The organism is Xanthomonas sp. 3498 (assembly GCF_014199795.1).
In the GTDB taxonomy this organism is placed as follows: domain Bacteria; phylum Pseudomonadota; class Gammaproteobacteria; order Xanthomonadales; family Xanthomonadaceae; genus Xanthomonas_A; species Xanthomonas_A rydalmerensis.
In genome coordinates this window covers 222,256-239,624 of sequence record NZ_JACHOH010000007.1, presented here as the reverse complement: position 1 = coordinate 239,624, position 17,369 = coordinate 222,256, and the positions used below count along the sequence as shown (strand labels likewise).

Genomic DNA, 17,369 nt, shown 5'->3' with positions numbered 1-17,369 from the left:
GCGATGTCGCGGGAGAACGCCGCCCCTCGGCGTGGATCGCAGCATGCGGCAATCGTGCCGGGGCTGCCAGTGACAGATGTCATCCGCTGCAGTTGACGCGCCACACTGGGCGGCGGCCCCGTCGCGGCGCAGCCTAGACGCTCCTTGCCATTCCGGGAGCCTCCCATGTCCGATCACGATGCGTTGCCGCTGGCGCAGCTCAGCGGCGTCCACAAGCGCTACGGCGCGCTGGTTGCGCTCGACGGCGTCGACCTGCAGTTGCGCCGCGGCCAGTTGCTGGCGCTGCTTGGCGCCAACGGTGCCGGCAAGAGCACCGCGGTGAGCCTGCTGCTCGGGCTGCAGACGCCCGACGCCGGCAGCGTGCGCCTGTGCGGGCAGGATCCGCGGTCGTTGGCGGCGCGCCGCCAGGCCGGGGCGATGCTGCAGACCGCTGGGCTGCCGGAGACGCTGCGCGTGGGCGAACTGTTGCTGCAGGCGCGCGGCTATTACCCGACGCCGCGCAGCGTCGCCGACTGCGTGGCGCTGGCCGGGCTGGACGGGTTGATGGCACGCCGCTACGGCCAGTTGTCCGGCGGCCAGCAGCGGCGTGTGCAGTTCGCGATGGCGATCTGCGGGCGGCCGCAGGTGCTGTTCCTGGACGAGCCCAGCACCGGCCTGGACATCGAGGCGCGGCAGGGCCTGTGGCGGGCGATCCGCGAACTGGTCGCCGATGGCTGCGCGGTGCTGCTGACCACGCACTATCTGGAAGAGGCCGAGGCGCTCGCTGATCGGGTGGTGGTGCTGCAACGCGGCACGCTGATCGCCGAGGGCAGCGTCGCCGAGCTGCGCGCGCGCTTCGAGCAATGCACCATCCGCTGCCGTAGCGCGCTGCCGGCCGCGCAGGTGGCGCAGTGGCCGCAAGTGCGCCGCGCCGACACCCGCGATGGCGTGCTGGAGGTGGTCGCCGAGCCGGCCGAGCCGGTGGTGGCGCGGCTGCTCGCCAGCGATCCGGCGCTGCAGGCGCTGGAAGTCCGCCGTGCCGGCCTCGCCGACGCCTTTCTCGCCATCACCCGTGCGGAGGCCGCATGAACCCGATCGATCTTTCCGTTGCCCCGCTGGCGGCCGCCTGGTCGTTGCGCGACCAGCTCGCGCTGCTGCTGCGCGAAATCCGCTACGAGGTGCTGCGCTGGCTGCGCACGCCATCCTTCGCCTTGCCGACGCTGCTGTTCCCGCCACTGTTCTACCTGCTGTTCGGCGTGCTGCTCAATCATGGGCGCCACGATGCGGCGGTGTACCTGATGGCCAGCTACAGCGTGTTCGGGGTGATGGCGCCGGCCTTGTTCGGCTTCGGCGTCGGCCTGGCGCTGGACCGCGAGCGCGGGCTGCTGGCGCTGAAGCGGGCGATGCCGGTGCCGCCGCTGGCGCTGCTGCTGGCGCGCACCGCGCTGGCGATGGCGTTCGCGCTGGCGATCGGGGTGTTGCTGCAGGCGCTGGCCGCACTGCTTGGCGGGGTCATGCTGACGCCGATGCAGCGGATCGGGCTGCTGCTGGTGGACGTGCTGGGCACGCTGCCGTTCTGCGCGATCGGGCTGGCGCTGGGTGCCTACGCCGGCGGCAGCGGCGCGCCGGCGCTGGTCAACCTGATCTACCTGCCGATGGCGTTCCTGTCGGGGTTGTGGATCCCGCTGCAGCTGCTGCCCGCGTGGCTGACCACGCTGGCGCCGCTGTGGCCGTCCTATCACCTGGGCCAGCTGGCGCTGCGCGTGGTCGGACAGGGCGACGGCCATGGCAGTGCCGCCCATGTCGCCGCACTGCTGGCGGTGACGGTGGTGTTCTACGCACTGGCGCAGCGGCGCCTGCGCCGCGGCTGATGGTGCGCCCTGCCGATCCCGGCGCCGCCGCCTTCGCTAAGCTATGCGCCGCGGCAGCCGTGCCGCCCTGGGAGCCCGACGTGATCGCCTTGCTGCACGCCTCGCCCGACTCGTTGATCGCCCGCCGCATCGGCTGGAGCTCGGCCAAGTCCAGCACCCACTGGTTCGTGTGGCTGTCGCTGGTGTGGTCGATCTGGCTGTTCGTCACCCCGTTGTACGAACCGCACTACTTCCGCAACTGGGTCGCGCCGACCCTGGTCAGCTATGCGGTGTTCCTCGCCTTGTACTACGTGGCCTATTACCGCCACCGGCGCTACCTGCCCTGGTGCGTGGCGGGCATGACGGCGCTGGCATTGGTGCTATTGCCGTACAACCCTGGTGCGCAGTGCTACATCATCTATGCCTGTGCGTTCCTGGCGTTCTGCCTGGAGCCGGTGCGTGCGGTGGTGGTGATGCTGCTGGTACTGGCGGTGTTCGCGCTGGCGTGGACGCTGCGTGGCTGGTCGCCGCTGTACATGGTCAGCGCGGTGGTGGTGGGCCTGTCGGTGGGGCTGATGAACATCAGTTTCGAGCGGCGTGCGCGCGGCGAGGCGCGACTGCGCCTGAGCCACGAGGAAGTGCGGCGCCTGGCGGCGGTGGCCGAGCGCGAGCGCATCGGCCGCGACCTGCACGACCTGCTCGGCCACACCCTGTCGCTGGTGGCGCTGAAATCGGACCTGGCCACGCGCCTGCTCGCCCACGACGCCGCCGCAGCGCAGCGCGAGATGGAGGAGGTGGGCCAGGTCGCACGCGAGGCGCTGGGCCAGGTGCGACGCGCGGTCAGTGGCATCCGTGCGGCGCAGCTGGCGGCGGAGATCGCCTCGGCCAAGCTGCTGCTGGAATCGTCGGGGGTGACCTTCCGTTACCAGGTCGAGGCGTTGCCGCCGTGCCCGCAGCTGGAGACGGTGTTCGCGCTGGTGTTGCGCGAGGCCGCCACCAATATCCAGCGCCATGCCTCTGCCCGCAACGCGCAGCTGCGGCTGTGGTGCGAGCGTGGCCAGGCCCTGCTGGAACTGCGCGACGACGGCCGCGGCGGCGCGCTGCAGCCGGGCACCGGGCTGAGCAGCATGCGCGAGCGGCTGGAGGCGGTGGGCGGCAGCCTGCGCATCGCCTCCGAGCGCGGCCTGGGCACCTGTCTGGTCGCCGCCGCGCCGTTGCCGCGGGCCGAGGTGGCCGTGCCGGAGGCCACGCTGGCGGCGCGGACGCAGGCCCCGGCGGACCAGGACGCCGCGCTCGGCTGAGCGCCGGCCCGGGCCGGGCACTACAATGGGCCGACAAGGACCGGGGGGTGCCGTGATTCGTTTAGTGCTGGCGGAGGACCAGGCGATGGTGCGCGGTGCGCTGGGCGCACTGCTGGGCCTGGAAGCGGATCTGGACCTGGTCGCCAGTGCGGCCGATGGCGAGGCCGCCTGGCGCGCGCTGCAGGCGCATGCGCCGGATTTGCTGGTCACCGATATCGAGATGCCCGGCCTCAGCGGCCTGGAACTGGCCCAGCGCATCCAGCGCCAGCAATTGCCGGTGCGCGTCATCATCGTCACCACCTTCGCCCGCCCCGGTTTCCTGCGGCGCGCGCTGGACGCCGGGGTCGGCGGCTATCTGCTCAAGGATGCGCCGCCGCAGCGGCTGATCGAGGCGATCCGCCAGGTGCACCGCGGCGGCCGCGCGATCGATCCGGAACTGGCGCTGGAAGCCTGGTCCGAGGCCGACCCGCTCAACGACCGCGAGCGCCAGGTGCTGCGCCTGGCCGGCGAGGGCGCCTCGGCCGGCGATATCGCCACGCAGCTGGGACTGTCGGCGGGCACGGTGCGCAATTACCTGTCCGAGGCGATCGGCAAGCTCGGGGTCGGCAACCGCATCGAGGCGGCGCGGCTGGCCCGGCAGAAGGGCTGGCTGTGACGCCACACGCGGTTCGGCCCGGAATTTGCATGGCTCCCTGCGCTTGACTGCGCAGCGCCGTGCGGGGTGCGCGCGGCCTCCCTCCTTCCCACTGGCCGACGCCATGCATTCCACCACGATCAACCGCTATGGCGTGCCGCTGGCCTTGCTGCTGCTGTTGGGCATCAGTGGCGGGGTACTGGTGGGCAGCGAGCGCTTCCTCGACGATGCCGCCGCGGTGCAGCGCAGCCACCAGGTCATCGCCGAGATCAATGGCCTGCAGCTCAACCTCGCCGACTGCGATGCCTCGCTGCGGGGCTTCCTGCTGCTGGAAACCCGCGAACATCTGGTCGACTTCCAGCAGTGCCAGCGCGCGCTGCCGCCGCGGCTGCAGCAGCTGGCCACGCTGCTGCAGGGCAAGCCGGCCCAGCAGCAGCGGTTTCAGGAGGTCCGGGCCCAGATCCAGGCGCGCATGCGCGACAGCGCGCGCGCCGTGGCCCGCTTCCAGGGCAAGGACGCGGGCCTGCTCAAACCCGACCCCGAACGCGCGCGGCACGGCCGCGCGCTGTCGCAGGCGATCCGTCGCAACACCGACAGCATGGTGCGCAGCGAACGCGCGGCGCTGGCCAGCAGCGCCCGCTCTACCGCCGCCAACGCCGACCTGCTGCGCCGGCTGGCGGTGGTCGGCATCCCGGCGGTGTGCGCGCTGACCCTGGGCCTGTACCTGCTGCTGCGCCGCGAGATCGGCCGCCGCAGCCAGGCCGAGCAGCGCGGCCACCATGCCAATGCGCTACTGGTGGGCACCGTGCAGCAGATGCAGCGCACCGAACAGGATCTGCGCACACTCAATCGGTGCAGCCGTGGGCTGCAGAGCTGCGTGCAGCAGGACGAGGCGGTGGAGGTCGCACGGCAGGCGCTGGAACGCCTGCTCGGCGACGCCGGCTGCAGCGTGTACTGCACCGACGCGACGGGTGAGCAGGCCGTCTGCGTGGCCCACTGGGGCGAGGATGCGGTGTGCGCGCCGGCGCTGACGCTGAGCGGCTGCGAAGGCCTGCGCCGCCGCGCCACCCAGATCCAGCGGCCCGGCGCAGCGCCGGCCTGCGCGCACGCCGCCGGCGCCACGCGGCATGGCACCTGCGTGCCGATGATGGTGCAGGGCGAGCCGCTGGGGCTGATCCACCTGTCCAGCCGCGATCCGGGCTTGCTCGAACGGCTGCACCTGGTGGAGGTGGTGGCGGAGCAACTGGCGATGGCGCTGCACAACCTGCAACTGCGCCAGCGCCTGCAGACGCAGTCGATCCGCGATCCGTTGACCGGGCTGTACAACCGCCGCTATCTGGAAGAATCGCTGGTGCGCGAGCTGGCCCGCTGCGAGCGGCGCGACCAGCCGCTGGCGCTGATGATGCTGGACCTGGACCACTTCAAGGCGCTCAACGACCGCCTCGGCCATGCCGGCGGCGACGCCTTGCTGGCCGCGTTCGGCCAGTTGCTGACCGGGCTGGTGCGGCCGGAGGACATCGCCTGCCGCTACGGTGGCGAAGAGTTCACGGTGATCCTGCCCGGCGCCAGCGCCGCCGCGGCGCAGCGTCGCGCCGAGCAGATCCGCGCCGCGGTGGCGGCGCTGCAGGTGCAGCACCAGGGCCAGGCGCTGCCGCCGGTGACCGTGTCGATCGGCGTGGCCGCCTATCCGGACCATGGCCGCAGCACCGAGGAACTGCTGCGCTGCGCGGATGCGGCGCTGTACCGCGGCAAGCGCAGCGGCCGCAACCGCGTCGCCGCCGCCGGCGATGTGCCGCTGTGCGTCGTCGAGGCCTGACCGCGCTGGCTCAGAACGACCAACTGAAGCTCAGCGCGCCGCTGCGCGGTTCGCCCCAGGCGCCGTAGCCGTAGATCTGCGCGTAGTAGCGCTTGTCGAGCAGGTTGTTGAGGTTGAGCTGCACCGAGAACGCCGGCGACAAGCGGTAACGCGCAAAGGCGCTGACCAGCGCGTAGCCGCTCTGCTCGAAGCGGCCATAGGTGGGGTCGACGTAGTAGATGCGGTTCTGCCAATTGACGCCGCCGCCGAAGGTCAGTTCGCTCAGGCTGCGTGGCGTGTAGCTGCTGTAGAGCTTGAGCGTGGTCTGCGGCAGCTGGCTGTTGATGTCCGCGCCGGCAACGTCCTTGGCGACGTAGCGCGAGGCGCCGAAGGTCGCGTTCCAGCCCGGCGCCAGCTCACCGTTGAGCTCGAGCTCGAAACCGCGGCTGACCGTGCCCTGCGCGGCGACGTAGGCGGTCTCGGTGGTGCCTTGCACGAATCCGGCAGTGGCCTGGGCGACGTTGTCCTGGTCGATGCGGAACACCGACAGCGCGGCGTTGAGGCGGTCGTCGAACCAGGCGCCCTTGATCCCGGCCTCGTAGCTCTTGCCGATCACCGGGTCCAGGTAGGCACCGCTGGCGGTGCGCGCGGTCTGCGGCTGGAAGATGTCGGTGTAACTGGCGTAGACCGACCAGACGTCGTCGAGCGTGTACACCAGGCCGGCATAGGGCGTGGTCTTCTCCTGGTGCAGCACATAGCCCACCCCGCTCTCGGCGCCGTCCACCTTCCAGTCGGTGTAGCGCGCGCCCACGATCAACTTCAGCGGATCGGCCAGCGACAATCGCGCCGCCGCATAGCCGGCCTTCTGGGTGACGGTGCCGCGGCTGAACTCGCTGATCGGCGACCAGGCCGGTTCCGGATACGCACCGGTCCAGCCCAGGTAGCTGGGCAGCGGCCCGGGGAAGTCGAACGCGCCGGTGTTCACGTAGCGGCGGCGGTTGTAGCTGAGCCCGGCCATGAGTTCGTGTTCGCGCCCGCCCAGCTGGAACGGGCCTTCGGCGTAGGCATCCAGGCCGTCGACCTTGCGCCCGATGATGTAGTAGCCCGAATACGGCACCACGCCGGCGCCGGTCTGGCGGTCGAAACCGTAGATCGTGTAGTACGGGTAGAACAGCTTGTCGGTGACGTCGGTCTGGTCGTGGGTGGCGTTGAGCTTGAGCTGCCAGCCGTTGCCGAAGGCGTGCTGCAGGGTGGCGAAGGCGCGCTTGCTGGTGGTGTCCCAAAACGTCCAGTCCGCGGCCGGGTTGAACCAGCGCGGATAGTTGGTGCGGCTGCCGTCGGCGTACCACAGCGGGAAGCCGCCCCAGGTGACGCCGTCGGACTGCTTGTTCTGGTAGTCGTAGCCCACGCTCAGCTGCGTGTCCGGGGTCAGGTCGGCATCGATCACCGCATAGCCCAGCGACTTGCGCTGGCTGTAGCGCTGCACGTACGAATCGGTATCCAGGTAGCTGCCGATCACCCGTGCGCGCACCGTGCCGCTGGCGTTGAGCGGGGTGGTGACGTCGACCGTAGAGCGCGTGCGGCCCCAGCTGCCGGCGCTGACGGTGACGCTGCCGGTCAGCTCGGCGCTGTCGGCGTGCTTGCGGATCAGGTTGACCGAGGCCGAGGGGTTGCCGGCGCCGGTGAGCAGGCCGGTGGCGCCGCGCACCACCTCCACGCGGTCGTACAGGGCCAGGTCCAGCGCCGAATCGCCGTAGCTCCAGTTCTGCACCATCGTGGTCGGGATGCCGTCGAACTGGTAGTTGTCGATGTAGAAGCCGCGCGCGTAGAACTCGAAGCGCTCGCTGTCCGAGCGCGTGCTGGACACGCCGGTGGTGTTCTCCAGCACGTCGATGATGTCGTCCAGGCCCTGATCCTCGATGCGCTGGTGGCTGATGATGCTTACCGACTGCGGGATCTCCCGCGGCGCCAGCTCGAAGCGCGTACCGGCACTGGTCTTGCGCACGCTGTAGCCCTCGGCGCGCTCGCCCTTGACGCTGATCTTGTCCAGGGTGGTGACGTCGCGTTCGGTGTCGTCGGCGCTGTCGGCGGTGGTCGACGCCGCGAAGGCGGGCATGGCGGCCAGCAGGCTGGCGACGGCCAGGGCCGAACGGCGCGGGAAACGGCAGGCGGGGGCAACACGGGACATCGCGGACTCCAAGGCAGCAGGCATGGCCATCGCCGGCGCGGACGCAGCGCCGGACGACGATCGGATGGTGAGCTGGCTTGGCGCGGGCGCCCGCAGGCCGGCGTGGCGGCTGCGGACCATCGGCGCTGGCTGGCGCGGTCGCGGCGCCGGATTCCCATGGGGACGACCGGCGCGCGGGAAGAACTGGGGGCGGACGAGCGTGCCCGTCCGCCGACAAGTGTAACGGCGGCCCGATGCCGGGACCATGTCGTTGCCGACACAAATGCCTGGCGCGGCCCTGCAGGGCGACCCCGCGGCGGCCGCTGCGCGCGAGCGGGGCCAGTGCGGCGCGGCGGCGGTGCCTGCGTGCGCGGCAGGCGACGCTCGCGCGGCCCCGCCTGCGTGTCCGGGGGACTACGTCTGGTCGTGCGGCGCGACTGGCGTCGCCGGGCCGCGCGCCATGCTCGAAAACACGCCGTCGCGGCGCACCCAGGCATGGAACAGCGCCGCGCACAGGTGCGCCAGCACCGTCGCGAACAGCAGGTAGGCCAGCCAGCCGTGCGCGCTACGCAGCCAGGCGTACAGCGCCGGGCTGTGCGGGGCGATCGGCGGCAACTGCATGCCCGGCCACAGCACGATCGGGTAGCCGCCGGCCGAGAGCATCGACCAGCCCAGCAGCGGCATCGCCAGCATCAGCGCGTACAGCAGCCAGTGCGAGGCATGCGCCGCGGCCTGCTGCCAGCGCGGCAGGTCGGCCGGCAGCGGCGGCGGCCGGTGCCGCAGGCGGTTGCCCAGGCGCACCAGCGCCAGCAGCAGGATCGCGATGCCCAGTGGGCGATGCAGGTCCAGCAGCCAGGGCCGCTGCGACACCGAGGCGACCATGCCCACGCCGACGAACAGCATGGTCAGGATCATCGCCGCCATCAGCCAGTGCAGCACCCGCGCGGGCAGGTTGAAATGCGCGGAGCGGTCGTCGCGGTTCATTGCGCACCTCCATGCGGCGTGCCGGTGGCATCGGGGGCATGGCCGTGGGCGATCTCGCGCTCGCGGCGGTTGAAGGACTGCGAGTACACCGCCGAGCGCGCGGCCAGGATCGGATCGTCCGAGCCGGCGATGCCGCGCGGCAGGATCAGCGGATCGTAGTTGAGGTCGCGGCACGGCCCGGTGGCCTGCGGCTCGGCATGGTCCAGCACCAGGGTGCCGGCGACCACCTGCTGGCGGTCCTGCGGCCACGGCTGCGACGGGTCGTCGACCGGGTCGCCGGGCGCGGCCACGGTCAGCACCAGGTCCCAGCGCAGCGGCCCGCGTGCCAGCCGCGCCTGCAGGTCCTCGCTGAGGAAGTCGGCGTCGGCCTTGGCGCGTTGCTCGGCCGACAATGGCGCGAACGGGGTCTGCGGGCGCATCGACCAGCGCACCGCATGCGTGCTGCCGTCGGCGGCGGTGAAGCGGAACGCGTTGACGCCGTTGTACTGGGTGTTGGCCCAGCTGTTCGACCACGGCGCGGTCTTGGCCCATTCCTGGAACTTCTTCGCCTCCGGGTAGCGCTGCACGAACGCCGCCATCTTCGCCGGGTCCGGCTTGCCGGTGGCCGGGTCGGGTTGTGCGGCCAGGGTCTGCGCCATGAAGCCCTCGGGGCTGGCGACCACGAAGAACGGGAAGCTGTTCATCGCCGTGCGCCATTCCTGGCCGTCGTCGCTGCGCAACTGCAGGGCCATGCTGCGCACGCGCGCCGCACCGTCGGCGCCGTGCGGGTCGCCGCCGCCGATCGACAGGCGGCCCAGCACCGGCACCGAGGATTGCGCGAACACCCGCGCCGAGGACAGCGCGCTGCCCTGGCCGTTGCCCTCGAAATGGCCGCTGACGCACACGCCCTTGCTGTGCGCGCGGCGGAAGCCCGGATGCGGCGGGCCGCCGGCTTCGATGGCGTCGGTCATGCGTTGCGCGGTCAGCCGTTGCGGACCGCCCAGCCAGCCGGCGCTCCAGGCGAAGGCGGCGGCGAGCACGGCGGCGATCGCGGCGATGCCCGCCAGCGCCAGCCAGGGCCGCCGCGGCGGTGTGGGATCGGGACGGGACATGGGGCGGCTCCTGTGGCGATGGCGAGGGAGGGACGCGGTCGGGCGCGTGGCAGGCGCTAGCAGACACGGTCGGGCATGAACGCGGTGCAGTCGTGGCGGGCGGCTGCGCGCGGTCGGCCGCCGTAGCGTGCCATGAGCGGCGGGGTGGCACGACCACGGCGGCATCATCGACGCTGCGCATAGAATCGCCGCATCTTGCGGGCAGGAGTCGGCGATGGTCGGTGCGATCGGGTGGGTACTGGTGGGGCTGGCGTTCCTGGCGCTGGGCGGGGACTCGATCGTGAAAGCGGCCTCCGGCCTGGCCCAGCGCTGCGGCGCCTCGCCGTTCGTGGCCGGGTTGCTGCTGGTGGCCTTCGGCACTTCGCTGCCGGAACTGGCGGTCAATGTGCGCGCCTACGCGGCCGGCGCGCAGGATCTGGCGCTGGGCAACGCGGTCGGCAGCAACCTGGCCAATCTCGGCCTGACCCTGGGCCTGGCGGCGCTGGCGGCACCGCTGCTGCTGCGTACCCGTCTGCTGCCGCCGCTGCTGGTGCTGCTGACCCTGGCGACGCTGGCGCTGATCGGCTTCGGCCTGGATGGGGCGATCTCGCGCGTGGAAGGCGTGGCGCTGCTGCTGGCCTTCGTCGGCGTGGTCGCGTTCCTGCTGCTGCGCGCGCGTCACGAACCGGCCGCGCGCCAGCTCGGCGTGTCCGGCTACGCGGTGACCCGCACCGGACTGGTGCTCAACCTACTGCGCCTGCTGATCGCCATCGTGCTGTTGAACGCCGGCGCCAACCTGGTGGTGACGCATGCGCCGCAGCTGGGTGCGGCCTGGGGCCTGTCGCCGCTGCTGGTCGGCCTGCTGCCGGTGGCGATCGGCACCGCGCTGCCGGAAGCGGCCGCCGCGGTGGCCGCGGCACGCCGTGGCCAGGGCGACATGGTGGTCGGCCACGTGCTGGGCTCGAGCCTGTTCAACCTGCTGGTGGTGATCGGCGGCATGGCGGCGCTGCGGCCGCTGCCGTTGCCGGCCTCCTTCGTGCGGCTGGAGCTGCCGGCGGCGATTGCGCTGGCCGTGGTGCTATACCCGATGCTGCGCGGCGACATGCGCTTGAGCCGCGGCGAAGGTGCGGTGCTGCTGGTGGCGTTTCTGGCCTGGGTGGGCCTGGAGTTGGCGTTGGTGGCTTGAGTGCCGAGAGTGGGGATTCGGGAGTGGGGATTGGAAAAAGCGGCTGGCTTCAGTCGGAGGAGCGGCTTTAGCCGCGACGGGCGTTCCCGCTAAAGCCTGTCGCGGCTAAAGCCGCTCCTACGCAGACCTGCGCGCTCAGCGCTCCTCCGGCTGCTCCGGCGGCGGCAGCCCTTCCTGATCGGCGTGGTCGCTGCCCGGCACCTGCGGCCGCTGTTTCAGCATCAACGACAGCGCCGCCTTGGCCATCATGTGCGCGCTGATCGGCGCGGTGATGAACAGGAACGCGGTGATCAACAGTTCGCGCGGCTGCGGGTCCTGGCCCAGGAACAGGTGGTAGCCGACCGAGGCCAGCAGCACGCAGCCCACGCCCAGGGTGCTGGCCTTGGTCGGCGCGTGCAGGCGCTTGAAGAAGTCCGACAGCTTCACCAGCCCGAGCGCGCCGACCAGGATGAAGAAGCAGCCGACGATCAACAGCAGCGACAGCCCGACCTGCAGTGCGGCGATCATTCGACGATGTCCCGGCGCAGCACGAACTTGCTCAGCACCACGGTGCTGCCGAAGCCGAGCATGGCGATGATCAGCGCCGCCTCGAAGTACACCGGCGAATCCAGGTACATGCCGAACAGCATCAGCTCGGCGATGGCGGTCACCGACAGCGTGTCCAGCGCCAGGATGCGGTCGGGCACGGTCGGCCCGCGCAGCAGCCGCCACAGCGCCAGCAGCATCGCCAGCGCCACCACGTGCATGCACACGTCGATCGTGGTCTCGATGAACATGTGGCTGGTCATGGGAAGATCTCCATCAACGGCGCCTCGTAGCGCGTCTTGATCTGCCGGATCACGGTCTCGGCATCGTCCAGGTGCAGCACGTGCACCAGCAGGTACTTGCGGTCGTCCGACAGCGCCGCCGACACCGTGCCCGGGGTCAGGGTGATCATGCTGGTCAGCGCGGCGATGCCGTGGATGTTGGCGATGTCCAGCGGCACCCAGATGAAACCGGGGTGGATCCGCTTCTCCGGGCCGAGCACCTGCAGCGCCACCACCACGTTGGAGCGCACGATGTCCCAGGCGGCCACGCACAGCATCTTGGGCACCGAGCGCAGCGAGCCGATGCGCGCGAACTCGCGGTCCAGGCGCGCGGCGAACAGCGGCACCGCCACGCCCAGCATCGCGCCCAGCAGCAGCTGGCCGAGACTGAAGCTGTCGCTCATCAGCAGCCAGAACGCGGTGACGGTCAGGCTCAACGGCCAGGACGGGAACAGGCGGCGCGACCAGGGACGGGCGGACATGTCAGGGCTCCCGCAGGATCGGCGCGGTGCCGCGCAGCTGGGTGGTGTAGTCGGCCGGGCGCAGCAGTTGCGCGGCGGCGGCCTCGCCGTAGCGCAGCAGCGGCCCGGCGGCCACGGTCATCGCCACGCCGTAGCCGAGCAGCAGCACGGTGGCGGCGGTTTCCAGCGGCCGCGCCGGCGCCTTGCGCGGGGCCGGGCGCGGCAGCTCCACGGTATCGTCCTCGGCCGTCTCCTGGTCGCCGGGCACGCGCCAGAACAGGCGCACGCCGCCGCGGGTCAGGCCCATGATCACCATCAGGCTGCTGAGCAGCACCGCGGCCCACACCGGCCCGGTCAGCCCGCCCGGCGTCGCGCTGAGGATCGCCACCTTGGCCAGGAAGCCGGACAGCGGCGGCAGCCCGGCCACCGAGATCGCCGCGATCAGGAACAGCACGCCGGGCACGGTCTTGCCGGGCAGCGGCGCGATGATCTCCTTACGGTCGCTGGCGCCGCCGCGGCGGCGCCGGATCAGGTCGGCGATCATGAACAACGCCGCGGCGACGAAGCTGCTGTGCGCCAGGTAGTACAAGCCGGCGCCGAGCGTGCCGGGCGCATCCAGGGCGAAGGCCACGAACAGCGTTGCCGCCGACACGATCACCAGGTAGCCGATCAGCACCCGCAGGCGCACCGCCGCCAGCACGCCCAGCGCGGCCAGCAGCAGCGTCGCCAGGCCCAGCCACAGCAGCCAGTCGCGGCCATAGCCGTCCAGCGCCTGCGCCTGGTTGCCGAGGATCAGCGTGCTCACCCGCAGCACCGCGTACAGGCCGACCTTGGTCATGATCACGAACAGCGCCGCCACCGCCGCCGGCGCGCGTGCATAGGTTTCCGGCAGCCACAGGTACAGCGGCAGCAGCGCGGCCTTGGCGCAGAACACCAGCAGCAACAGGCCGAACGCGGCCTTGATCAGCGCCACGTTCTGCGGCGGCGCCTGCGCCACGCGCTGCGACAGCTCGGCCATGTTCAGCGAGCCGAGCAGCGCGTACAGCAGGCCCAGCGCGATCAGGAACACGGTGGAGGAGGTGACGTTGAACACCACGTAGTGGAAACCCACACGCAGGCGCAGGCCGCGCCCGCCGCTGAGCAGCAGGCCGTAGGAGGCGATCAGCATCACCTCGAAGAACACGAACAGGTTGAACACGTCGCCGGTCAGGAACGCGCCGTTGAGGCCGACCAGCTGGAACTGGAACAGCGCGTGGAAATGCGGCGCGCGCCGGTCCCAGCCGGCGCAGGCGTGCAGCAGGCAGGCGCCGGCGAGCAGGGTGGTGGTCGCCAGCATCCACGCCGACAGGCGGTCGGCCATCAGCACGATGCCCAGCCGCGAGGGCCAGTCGCCGAGCAGGTAGGCGTGGACCTGGCCGTCGCTCACCTGCACGCACAGCGCCAGCACCGTCGCGGCCAGCGCCGTCATCGCCGTCCAGGCCACCACGCGGCGCACCTTGCGGCCGTAGCGGCGGTGCTCCACGAACAGCGACAGCGCCGCGCCGAGCAACGGGATCAGGATCGGCAGGATCAGCAGATGGGTCATGGCGCCTGGCCCTCGGTCGGATCCTGGTGCGCATCGACGTGGTCGCTGTGGTTGTCGCCGCGGCTGCGCATCGCCAGCACGATGCTCACCGCGGTCATCGCGAAGGCGATCACGATCGCGGTCAGTACCAGCGCCTGCGGCAGCGGATCGGCGTGCTCGGCCAGGGTCGGGGCGACGCCGTCGCGCAGCACCGGCGCCTTGCCCTGCACCAGCCGGCCGCCGGCGAAGATCAGCAGGTTGGTGGCGTAGGACAGCACGGTCATGCCCAGGATCACGTCGAAGCTGCGCGCCCGCAGCAGCAGGTACACGCCCACCGCGGTCAGCACCCCGATCGCGCTCGCCAGTGCCAGTTCCATCAGTGCATCTCTCCGGTGATGGGCGAACGCTGCGCCGGGTCGATCTGCCCGCGCTGCGAATCGCGGGTGCGCGAGGGCTTGATGGTGCCCATCATCGACAGCGACAGCATGGTCCCGCCGAACACCACCAGATACACGCCGGTATCGAAGATCAGCGCGCTGGCCAGCGGCACGCTGCCGATCAGCGGCAGCGCCAGGTCGAGATGGCCGCTGGTCAGGAATGGCACCCCGAACAGCATCGAGGCCATGCCGCCCAGCGTGGCCAGCAGCAGGCCCAGGCCGATGCAGCGGATGTAGTCGAAGCCGAAGCGCGACTCCACCGAGGCCGCGCCCTGGATCACGTACTGCATCAGCAGCGGCACCGCCAGCACCAGCCCGGCGATGAAGCCGCCGCCGGGCGCGTTGTGGCCGCGCAGGAACAGGAAGATCGACACCGTCAGGGTCAGCGGGAACATCAGCTGCGCGAGGTCGGCCGGCACCGGCAGTTTGATCGGCGGCCCGGGCATCACCTTCTCCGGCGCCATCCGCGCGCGCCGCAGCAGCGCGTGCACCACCAGCGCGGCGATGCCGAACACGGTGATCTCGCCGAAGGTATCGAAGCCGCGGAAGTCCACCAGGATCACGTTCACCACGTTGCGGCCGTAGGCTTCCGGCAGCGCGCGCTGCAGCAACTCGCCGGCCATGGTCGTCGCCGGCCGGGTCATCACCGAATACGCCAGCAGCGCCATGCCGCCGCCGGCGACGATCGCCAAGGCCGCATCGCGCCAGCGGCGCCAGCGCCGCGGTTCCAGCGGCGAGGCCTTGGGCAGGTAGTTCATGCCCAGCAGCATCAGCACCAGGGTCACCATCTCCACCAACAACTGGGTCAGCGCCAGGTCCGGTGCCGACAGGAACACGAACACCAGGCTCACGCCCAGCCCGCTGCCGCCCAGCACCAGCACCGCCAGCAGGCGCTGCCGGTACAGGAACAGCGTGGACAGCGCGCAACTGAGGATCAGCAGCCACAGGCCCCAGCCCAGCAGCGGCATGCCCTGCGGCGCCGGCCACTGCTGCCACAACGGTGGCGCGTTCAACAGCGGCGCGGCCACCACCACCACCGCGGCCAGCACCAGCCAGCGCAGACTGCGTTGCAGGCTGCCGTTGGCGAGCACGCGGGTGAAGCGCGCGGCCACGCCGAACAGGGTCTGCACGTGCCAGTGGAACACGCGCTTGCCCAGCGAGTGCCGCACCTCGGTGTACAGCGCGGTCAACCGGCGCAGGCCGAAATACAGCGCCACGCCGCCGACCACGCCGGCGATGCTCATCGCCAGCGGCGCGTTCCAGCCGTGCCAGACGGCCAGGCTGTAATCGGGCAGGGCGTCGCCGAGGATCGCGCCGGCGGCGCTGCGCAGCACCGGCGCCACGGTCAGCGCCGGCACGATGCCGACCGCCACGCACACCAGCACCAGGATCTCCACCGGGATCTTCATCCAGCGCGGCGGCTCGTGCGGCATCGTCTCAAGATCGCGCGGGCCCTTGCCGAAGAACGTCTCGTAGACGAAGCGCAGGCTGTAGGCCACGCCGAACACGCCGGCCAGCAGTGCCGAGGTCGCGGTGAACAGGCGCATCGCCGCCGGACCGTCGGCGCCCAGCGCCTCGGCGAAGAACATCTCCTTGGACAGGAAGCCGTTGAGCAGCGGGATGCCGGCCATCGACAGCGAGGCGGTGATCGCCAGCGCGCTGGTGATCGGCATCCAGCGGCGCAGGTTGCCGAGCCGGCGCATGTCGCGGGTGTGGGTCTCGTGGTCGATGATGCCGGCGGCCATGAACAACGAGGCCTTGAACACCGCGTGGTTGAGGATGTGGAACACGCCGGCCACCACCGCCATCGGCGTGGACAGCCCGAACAGCATGGTGATCAGGCCCAGGTGCGAGATCGTGGAATACGCCAGCAGGCCCTTGAGGTCGTGCTGGAAGATCGCGAACCAGGCGCCGGTGAGCAGGGTGACCGCGCCGATGCCGCTGACCGTGTAGAAGAACAGGTCGCTGCCGGCCAGCGCCGGATGCAGCCGCGCCAACAGGAACACGCCGGCCTTCACCATCGTCGCCGAGTGCAGGTAGGCCGACACCGGGGTGGGCGCGGCCATCGCATGCGGCAGCCAGAAATGGAACGGGAACTGCGCGCTCTTGGTGAAGATGCCGAGCAAAACCAGCCCCAGCGCCCACGGATACAGCGGGCTGGCGCGGATCACGTCGCCGGCGGCGAGCACCGCGTCGAGCTGGTAGCTGCCGACGATGCGCCCCAGCAGCAGCACGCCGCCGAGCAGCGCCAGGCCGCCGCCGCCGGTGATCACCAGGGCCATGCGCGCGCCGTCGCGCGCGTCCTGGCGGTGCGACCAGAAACCGATCAGCAGGAACGAACTGATGCTGGTCAGTTCCCAGAACACCATCAGCAGCAACAGATTGCCGGCGATCACCATGCCCAGCATCGCGCCCATGAACAGCAGCAGATAGGCGTAGAAGCGCGCCGCGTTCTCGCGCGCGCTCAGGTAGTAGTGCGCGTACATCACCACCAGCGCGCCGATCGCCAGCACCAGACCGGCGAACATCCAGGCCAGGCCGTCCAGGCGCAACGAGAACTGCAGGCCGATCTGCGGCAGCCAGGCGTGGTCGGCGCGGACGATGCCGCCCTCGAGCACGGTCGGCGTCAGCGCGCCCAATATTGCCAAGCCCGCCAACGGCGCCAGCGCCGCGGCCCAGGCCAGGGTGGCACGCGAGCGGTGGCGCAGGGCAACCACGGCCACTGCCATCAGAAACGGCAAGGCCAGCAGGAGGTCGAGGGCTGGGATCATGCAGGGAATACGAGATTCGCGAGCAGGAGCCCGAGTGTAACAGGCGCGTCACGGCGGTGGCCGGCGCGGGAACGAAAGGCGTGCACGGTCATGCGCACAGCGTAGCCGCAGGCAGGTGATGTGCCTGCGAGTACGCGTTGCATGGGGCTGTCGAATGCCGACCGTCCATGGCGTGCGCCATGCGTGTGGCACGAGCGTTGCCGTGGGTGGGCATGTTCTGCAGCAGAGGCGCCTGTCGCTCTCGATGCGGGCACGTGCGGCGTAGGGCGAGGGCGCCGTGAGCGTGGCGATCGTGGGCGATTGCGTATGCCAGCGCCGCGTAATCGCGCGCCTCCATCCGCCGTGGCGTGCTGTGCAGCGGCCC

15 protein-coding genes are annotated in these 17,369 nt (G+C 71.1%); 6 read left to right on the top strand and 9 right to left on the bottom strand.

Going from position 1 to position 17,369, the window contains the following annotated elements; translation table 11 throughout:
• Positions 1 to 165: 165 nt before the first annotated feature.
• The 5 genes from GGR66_RS18425 to GGR66_RS18405 all read left to right on the top strand — a co-directional run bounded on the left by GGR66_RS18425 (position 166) and on the right by GGR66_RS18405 (position 5,580).
• Positions 166 to 1,068, top strand: coding sequence for an ABC transporter ATP-binding protein (locus tag GGR66_RS18425; protein ID WP_184449680.1), 903 nt, complete (start codon positions 166 to 168; stop codon positions 1,066 to 1,068).
• Positions 1,065 to 1,850, top strand: a complete 786-nt coding sequence (locus GGR66_RS18420) for an ABC transporter permease (RefSeq protein ID WP_184449678.1) — start codon at positions 1,065 to 1,067, stop codon at positions 1,848 to 1,850. The genes GGR66_RS18425 and GGR66_RS18420 overlap by 4 nt, the downstream gene beginning before the upstream one ends.
• An 80-nt stretch (positions 1,851 to 1,930) precedes the next feature.
• Positions 1,931 to 3,130, top strand: a complete 1,200-nt coding sequence (locus GGR66_RS18415) for a sensor histidine kinase (protein WP_184449676.1) — start codon at positions 1,931 to 1,933, stop codon at positions 3,128 to 3,130.
• 52 nt (positions 3,131 to 3,182) lie between these two features.
• The gene (locus GGR66_RS18410) at positions 3,183 to 3,785 is read left to right on the top strand and encodes a response regulator transcription factor (protein WP_160966361.1); all 603 of its coding nucleotides are present in this window, start codon (positions 3,183 to 3,185) and stop codon (positions 3,783 to 3,785) included.
• A gap of 103 nt (positions 3,786 to 3,888) precedes the next feature.
• Positions 3,889 to 5,580 (top strand): diguanylate cyclase, encoded by a 1,692-nt coding sequence (locus GGR66_RS18405; RefSeq protein WP_184449674.1) that lies wholly within the window; start codon positions 3,889 to 3,891, stop codon positions 5,578 to 5,580.
• 10 nt (positions 5,581 to 5,590) lie between these two features.
• On the opposite strand, the gene fhuE is transcribed toward GGR66_RS18405, so the two are convergent.
• From fhuE to GGR66_RS18390, 3 genes are all read right to left on the bottom strand, one after another.
• Entirely contained in the window at positions 5,591 to 7,747 is a 2,157-nt protein-coding gene (fhuE, locus tag GGR66_RS18400) for a ferric-rhodotorulic acid/ferric-coprogen receptor FhuE (RefSeq protein ID WP_184449672.1), read from the bottom strand.
• A gap of 393 nt (positions 7,748 to 8,140) precedes the next feature.
• Complete coding sequence (locus GGR66_RS18395) at positions 8,141 to 8,710, bottom strand: cytochrome b (protein ID WP_160966383.1); 570 nt, start codon at positions 8,708 to 8,710, stop codon at positions 8,141 to 8,143.
• Entirely contained in the window at positions 8,707 to 9,801 is a 1,095-nt protein-coding gene (locus GGR66_RS18390; RefSeq protein ID WP_184449670.1) for a catalase family peroxidase, read from the bottom strand. Before GGR66_RS18390 ends, GGR66_RS18395 begins: the two co-directional genes overlap by 4 nt.
• A gap of 214 nt (positions 9,802 to 10,015) precedes the next feature.
• On the opposite strand from GGR66_RS18390, the gene GGR66_RS18385 reads away from it, so the two are divergent.
• Positions 10,016 to 10,966: a calcium/sodium antiporter gene (locus tag GGR66_RS18385; RefSeq protein WP_184449668.1), complete on the top strand. Its 951-nt coding sequence runs from the start codon at positions 10,016 to 10,018 to the stop codon at positions 10,964 to 10,966.
• A 135-nt stretch (positions 10,967 to 11,101) separates the two neighbouring features.
• Here the strand turns inward: GGR66_RS18385 and GGR66_RS18380 are convergent, their stop codons facing one another.
• The 6 genes from GGR66_RS18380 to GGR66_RS18355 are packed head-to-tail and all read right to left on the bottom strand — an operon-like array spanning position 11,102 to position 17,005.
• Positions 11,102 to 11,473, bottom strand: coding sequence for a Na+/H+ antiporter subunit G (locus GGR66_RS18380; RefSeq protein ID WP_184449666.1), 372 nt, complete (start codon positions 11,471 to 11,473; stop codon positions 11,102 to 11,104).
• Complete coding sequence (locus GGR66_RS18375; protein ID WP_184449664.1) at positions 11,470 to 11,754, bottom strand: K+/H+ antiporter subunit F; 285 nt, start codon at positions 11,752 to 11,754, stop codon at positions 11,470 to 11,472. Before GGR66_RS18375 ends, GGR66_RS18380 begins: the two co-directional genes overlap by 4 nt.
• Entirely contained in the window at positions 11,751 to 12,254 is a 504-nt protein-coding gene (locus GGR66_RS18370) for a Na+/H+ antiporter subunit E (RefSeq protein WP_160966393.1), read from the bottom strand. Before GGR66_RS18370 ends, GGR66_RS18375 begins: the two co-directional genes overlap by 4 nt.
• 1 nt (position 12,255) lies before the next feature.
• Entirely contained in the window at positions 12,256 to 13,818 is a 1,563-nt protein-coding gene (locus tag GGR66_RS18365; protein ID WP_184449662.1) for a monovalent cation/H+ antiporter subunit D, read from the bottom strand.
• Positions 13,815 to 14,174 carry a Na+/H+ antiporter subunit C gene (locus tag GGR66_RS18360; RefSeq protein ID WP_184449660.1) on the bottom strand — a complete coding sequence of 120 codons (360 nt, stop codon included), beginning with the start codon at positions 14,172 to 14,174 and terminating at the stop codon, positions 13,815 to 13,817. The genes GGR66_RS18365 and GGR66_RS18360 overlap by 4 nt, the downstream gene beginning before the upstream one ends.
• On the bottom strand, positions 14,174 to 17,005 hold the full coding sequence (locus GGR66_RS18355; RefSeq protein ID WP_184449658.1) for a monovalent cation/H+ antiporter subunit A: 2,832 nt from the start codon (positions 17,003 to 17,005) through the stop codon (positions 14,174 to 14,176). Before GGR66_RS18355 ends, GGR66_RS18360 begins: the two co-directional genes overlap by 1 nt.
• Positions 17,006 to 17,369 lie beyond the last annotated feature (364 nt).

Coding starts and splice junctions, on each gene's coding strand:
- GGR66_RS18355 (WP_184449658.1), bottom strand. CDS start 17,005: ATGATCCCAGCCCTCGACCTCCTGCTGGCCTTGCCGTTTCTGATGGCA.
- GGR66_RS18375 (WP_184449664.1), bottom strand. CDS start 11,754: ATGACCAGCCACATGTTCATCGAGACCACGATCGACGTGTGCATGCAC.
- GGR66_RS18395 (WP_160966383.1), bottom strand. CDS start 8,710: ATGAACCGCGACGACCGCTCCGCGCATTTCAACCTGCCCGCGCGGGTG.
- fhuE (WP_184449672.1), bottom strand. CDS start 7,747: ATGTCCCGTGTTGCCCCCGCCTGCCGTTTCCCGCGCCGTTCGGCCCTG.
- GGR66_RS18380 (WP_184449666.1), bottom strand. CDS start 11,473: ATGATCGCCGCACTGCAGGTCGGGCTGTCGCTGCTGTTGATCGTCGGC.
- GGR66_RS18370 (WP_160966393.1), bottom strand. CDS start 12,254: ATGTCCGCCCGTCCCTGGTCGCGCCGCCTGTTCCCGTCCTGGCCGTTG.
- GGR66_RS18405 (WP_184449674.1), top strand. CDS start 3,889: ATGCATTCCACCACGATCAACCGCTATGGCGTGCCGCTGGCCTTGCTG.
- GGR66_RS18425 (WP_184449680.1), top strand. CDS start 166: ATGTCCGATCACGATGCGTTGCCGCTGGCGCAGCTCAGCGGCGTCCAC.
- GGR66_RS18390 (WP_184449670.1), bottom strand. CDS start 9,801: ATGTCCCGTCCCGATCCCACACCGCCGCGGCGGCCCTGGCTGGCGCTG.
- GGR66_RS18420 (WP_184449678.1), top strand. CDS start 1,065: ATGAACCCGATCGATCTTTCCGTTGCCCCGCTGGCGGCCGCCTGGTCG.
- GGR66_RS18365 (WP_184449662.1), bottom strand. CDS start 13,818: ATGACCCATCTGCTGATCCTGCCGATCCTGATCCCGTTGCTCGGCGCG.
- GGR66_RS18385 (WP_184449668.1), top strand. CDS start 10,016: ATGGTCGGTGCGATCGGGTGGGTACTGGTGGGGCTGGCGTTCCTGGCG.
- GGR66_RS18360 (WP_184449660.1), bottom strand. CDS start 14,174: ATGGAACTGGCACTGGCGAGCGCGATCGGGGTGCTGACCGCGGTGGGC.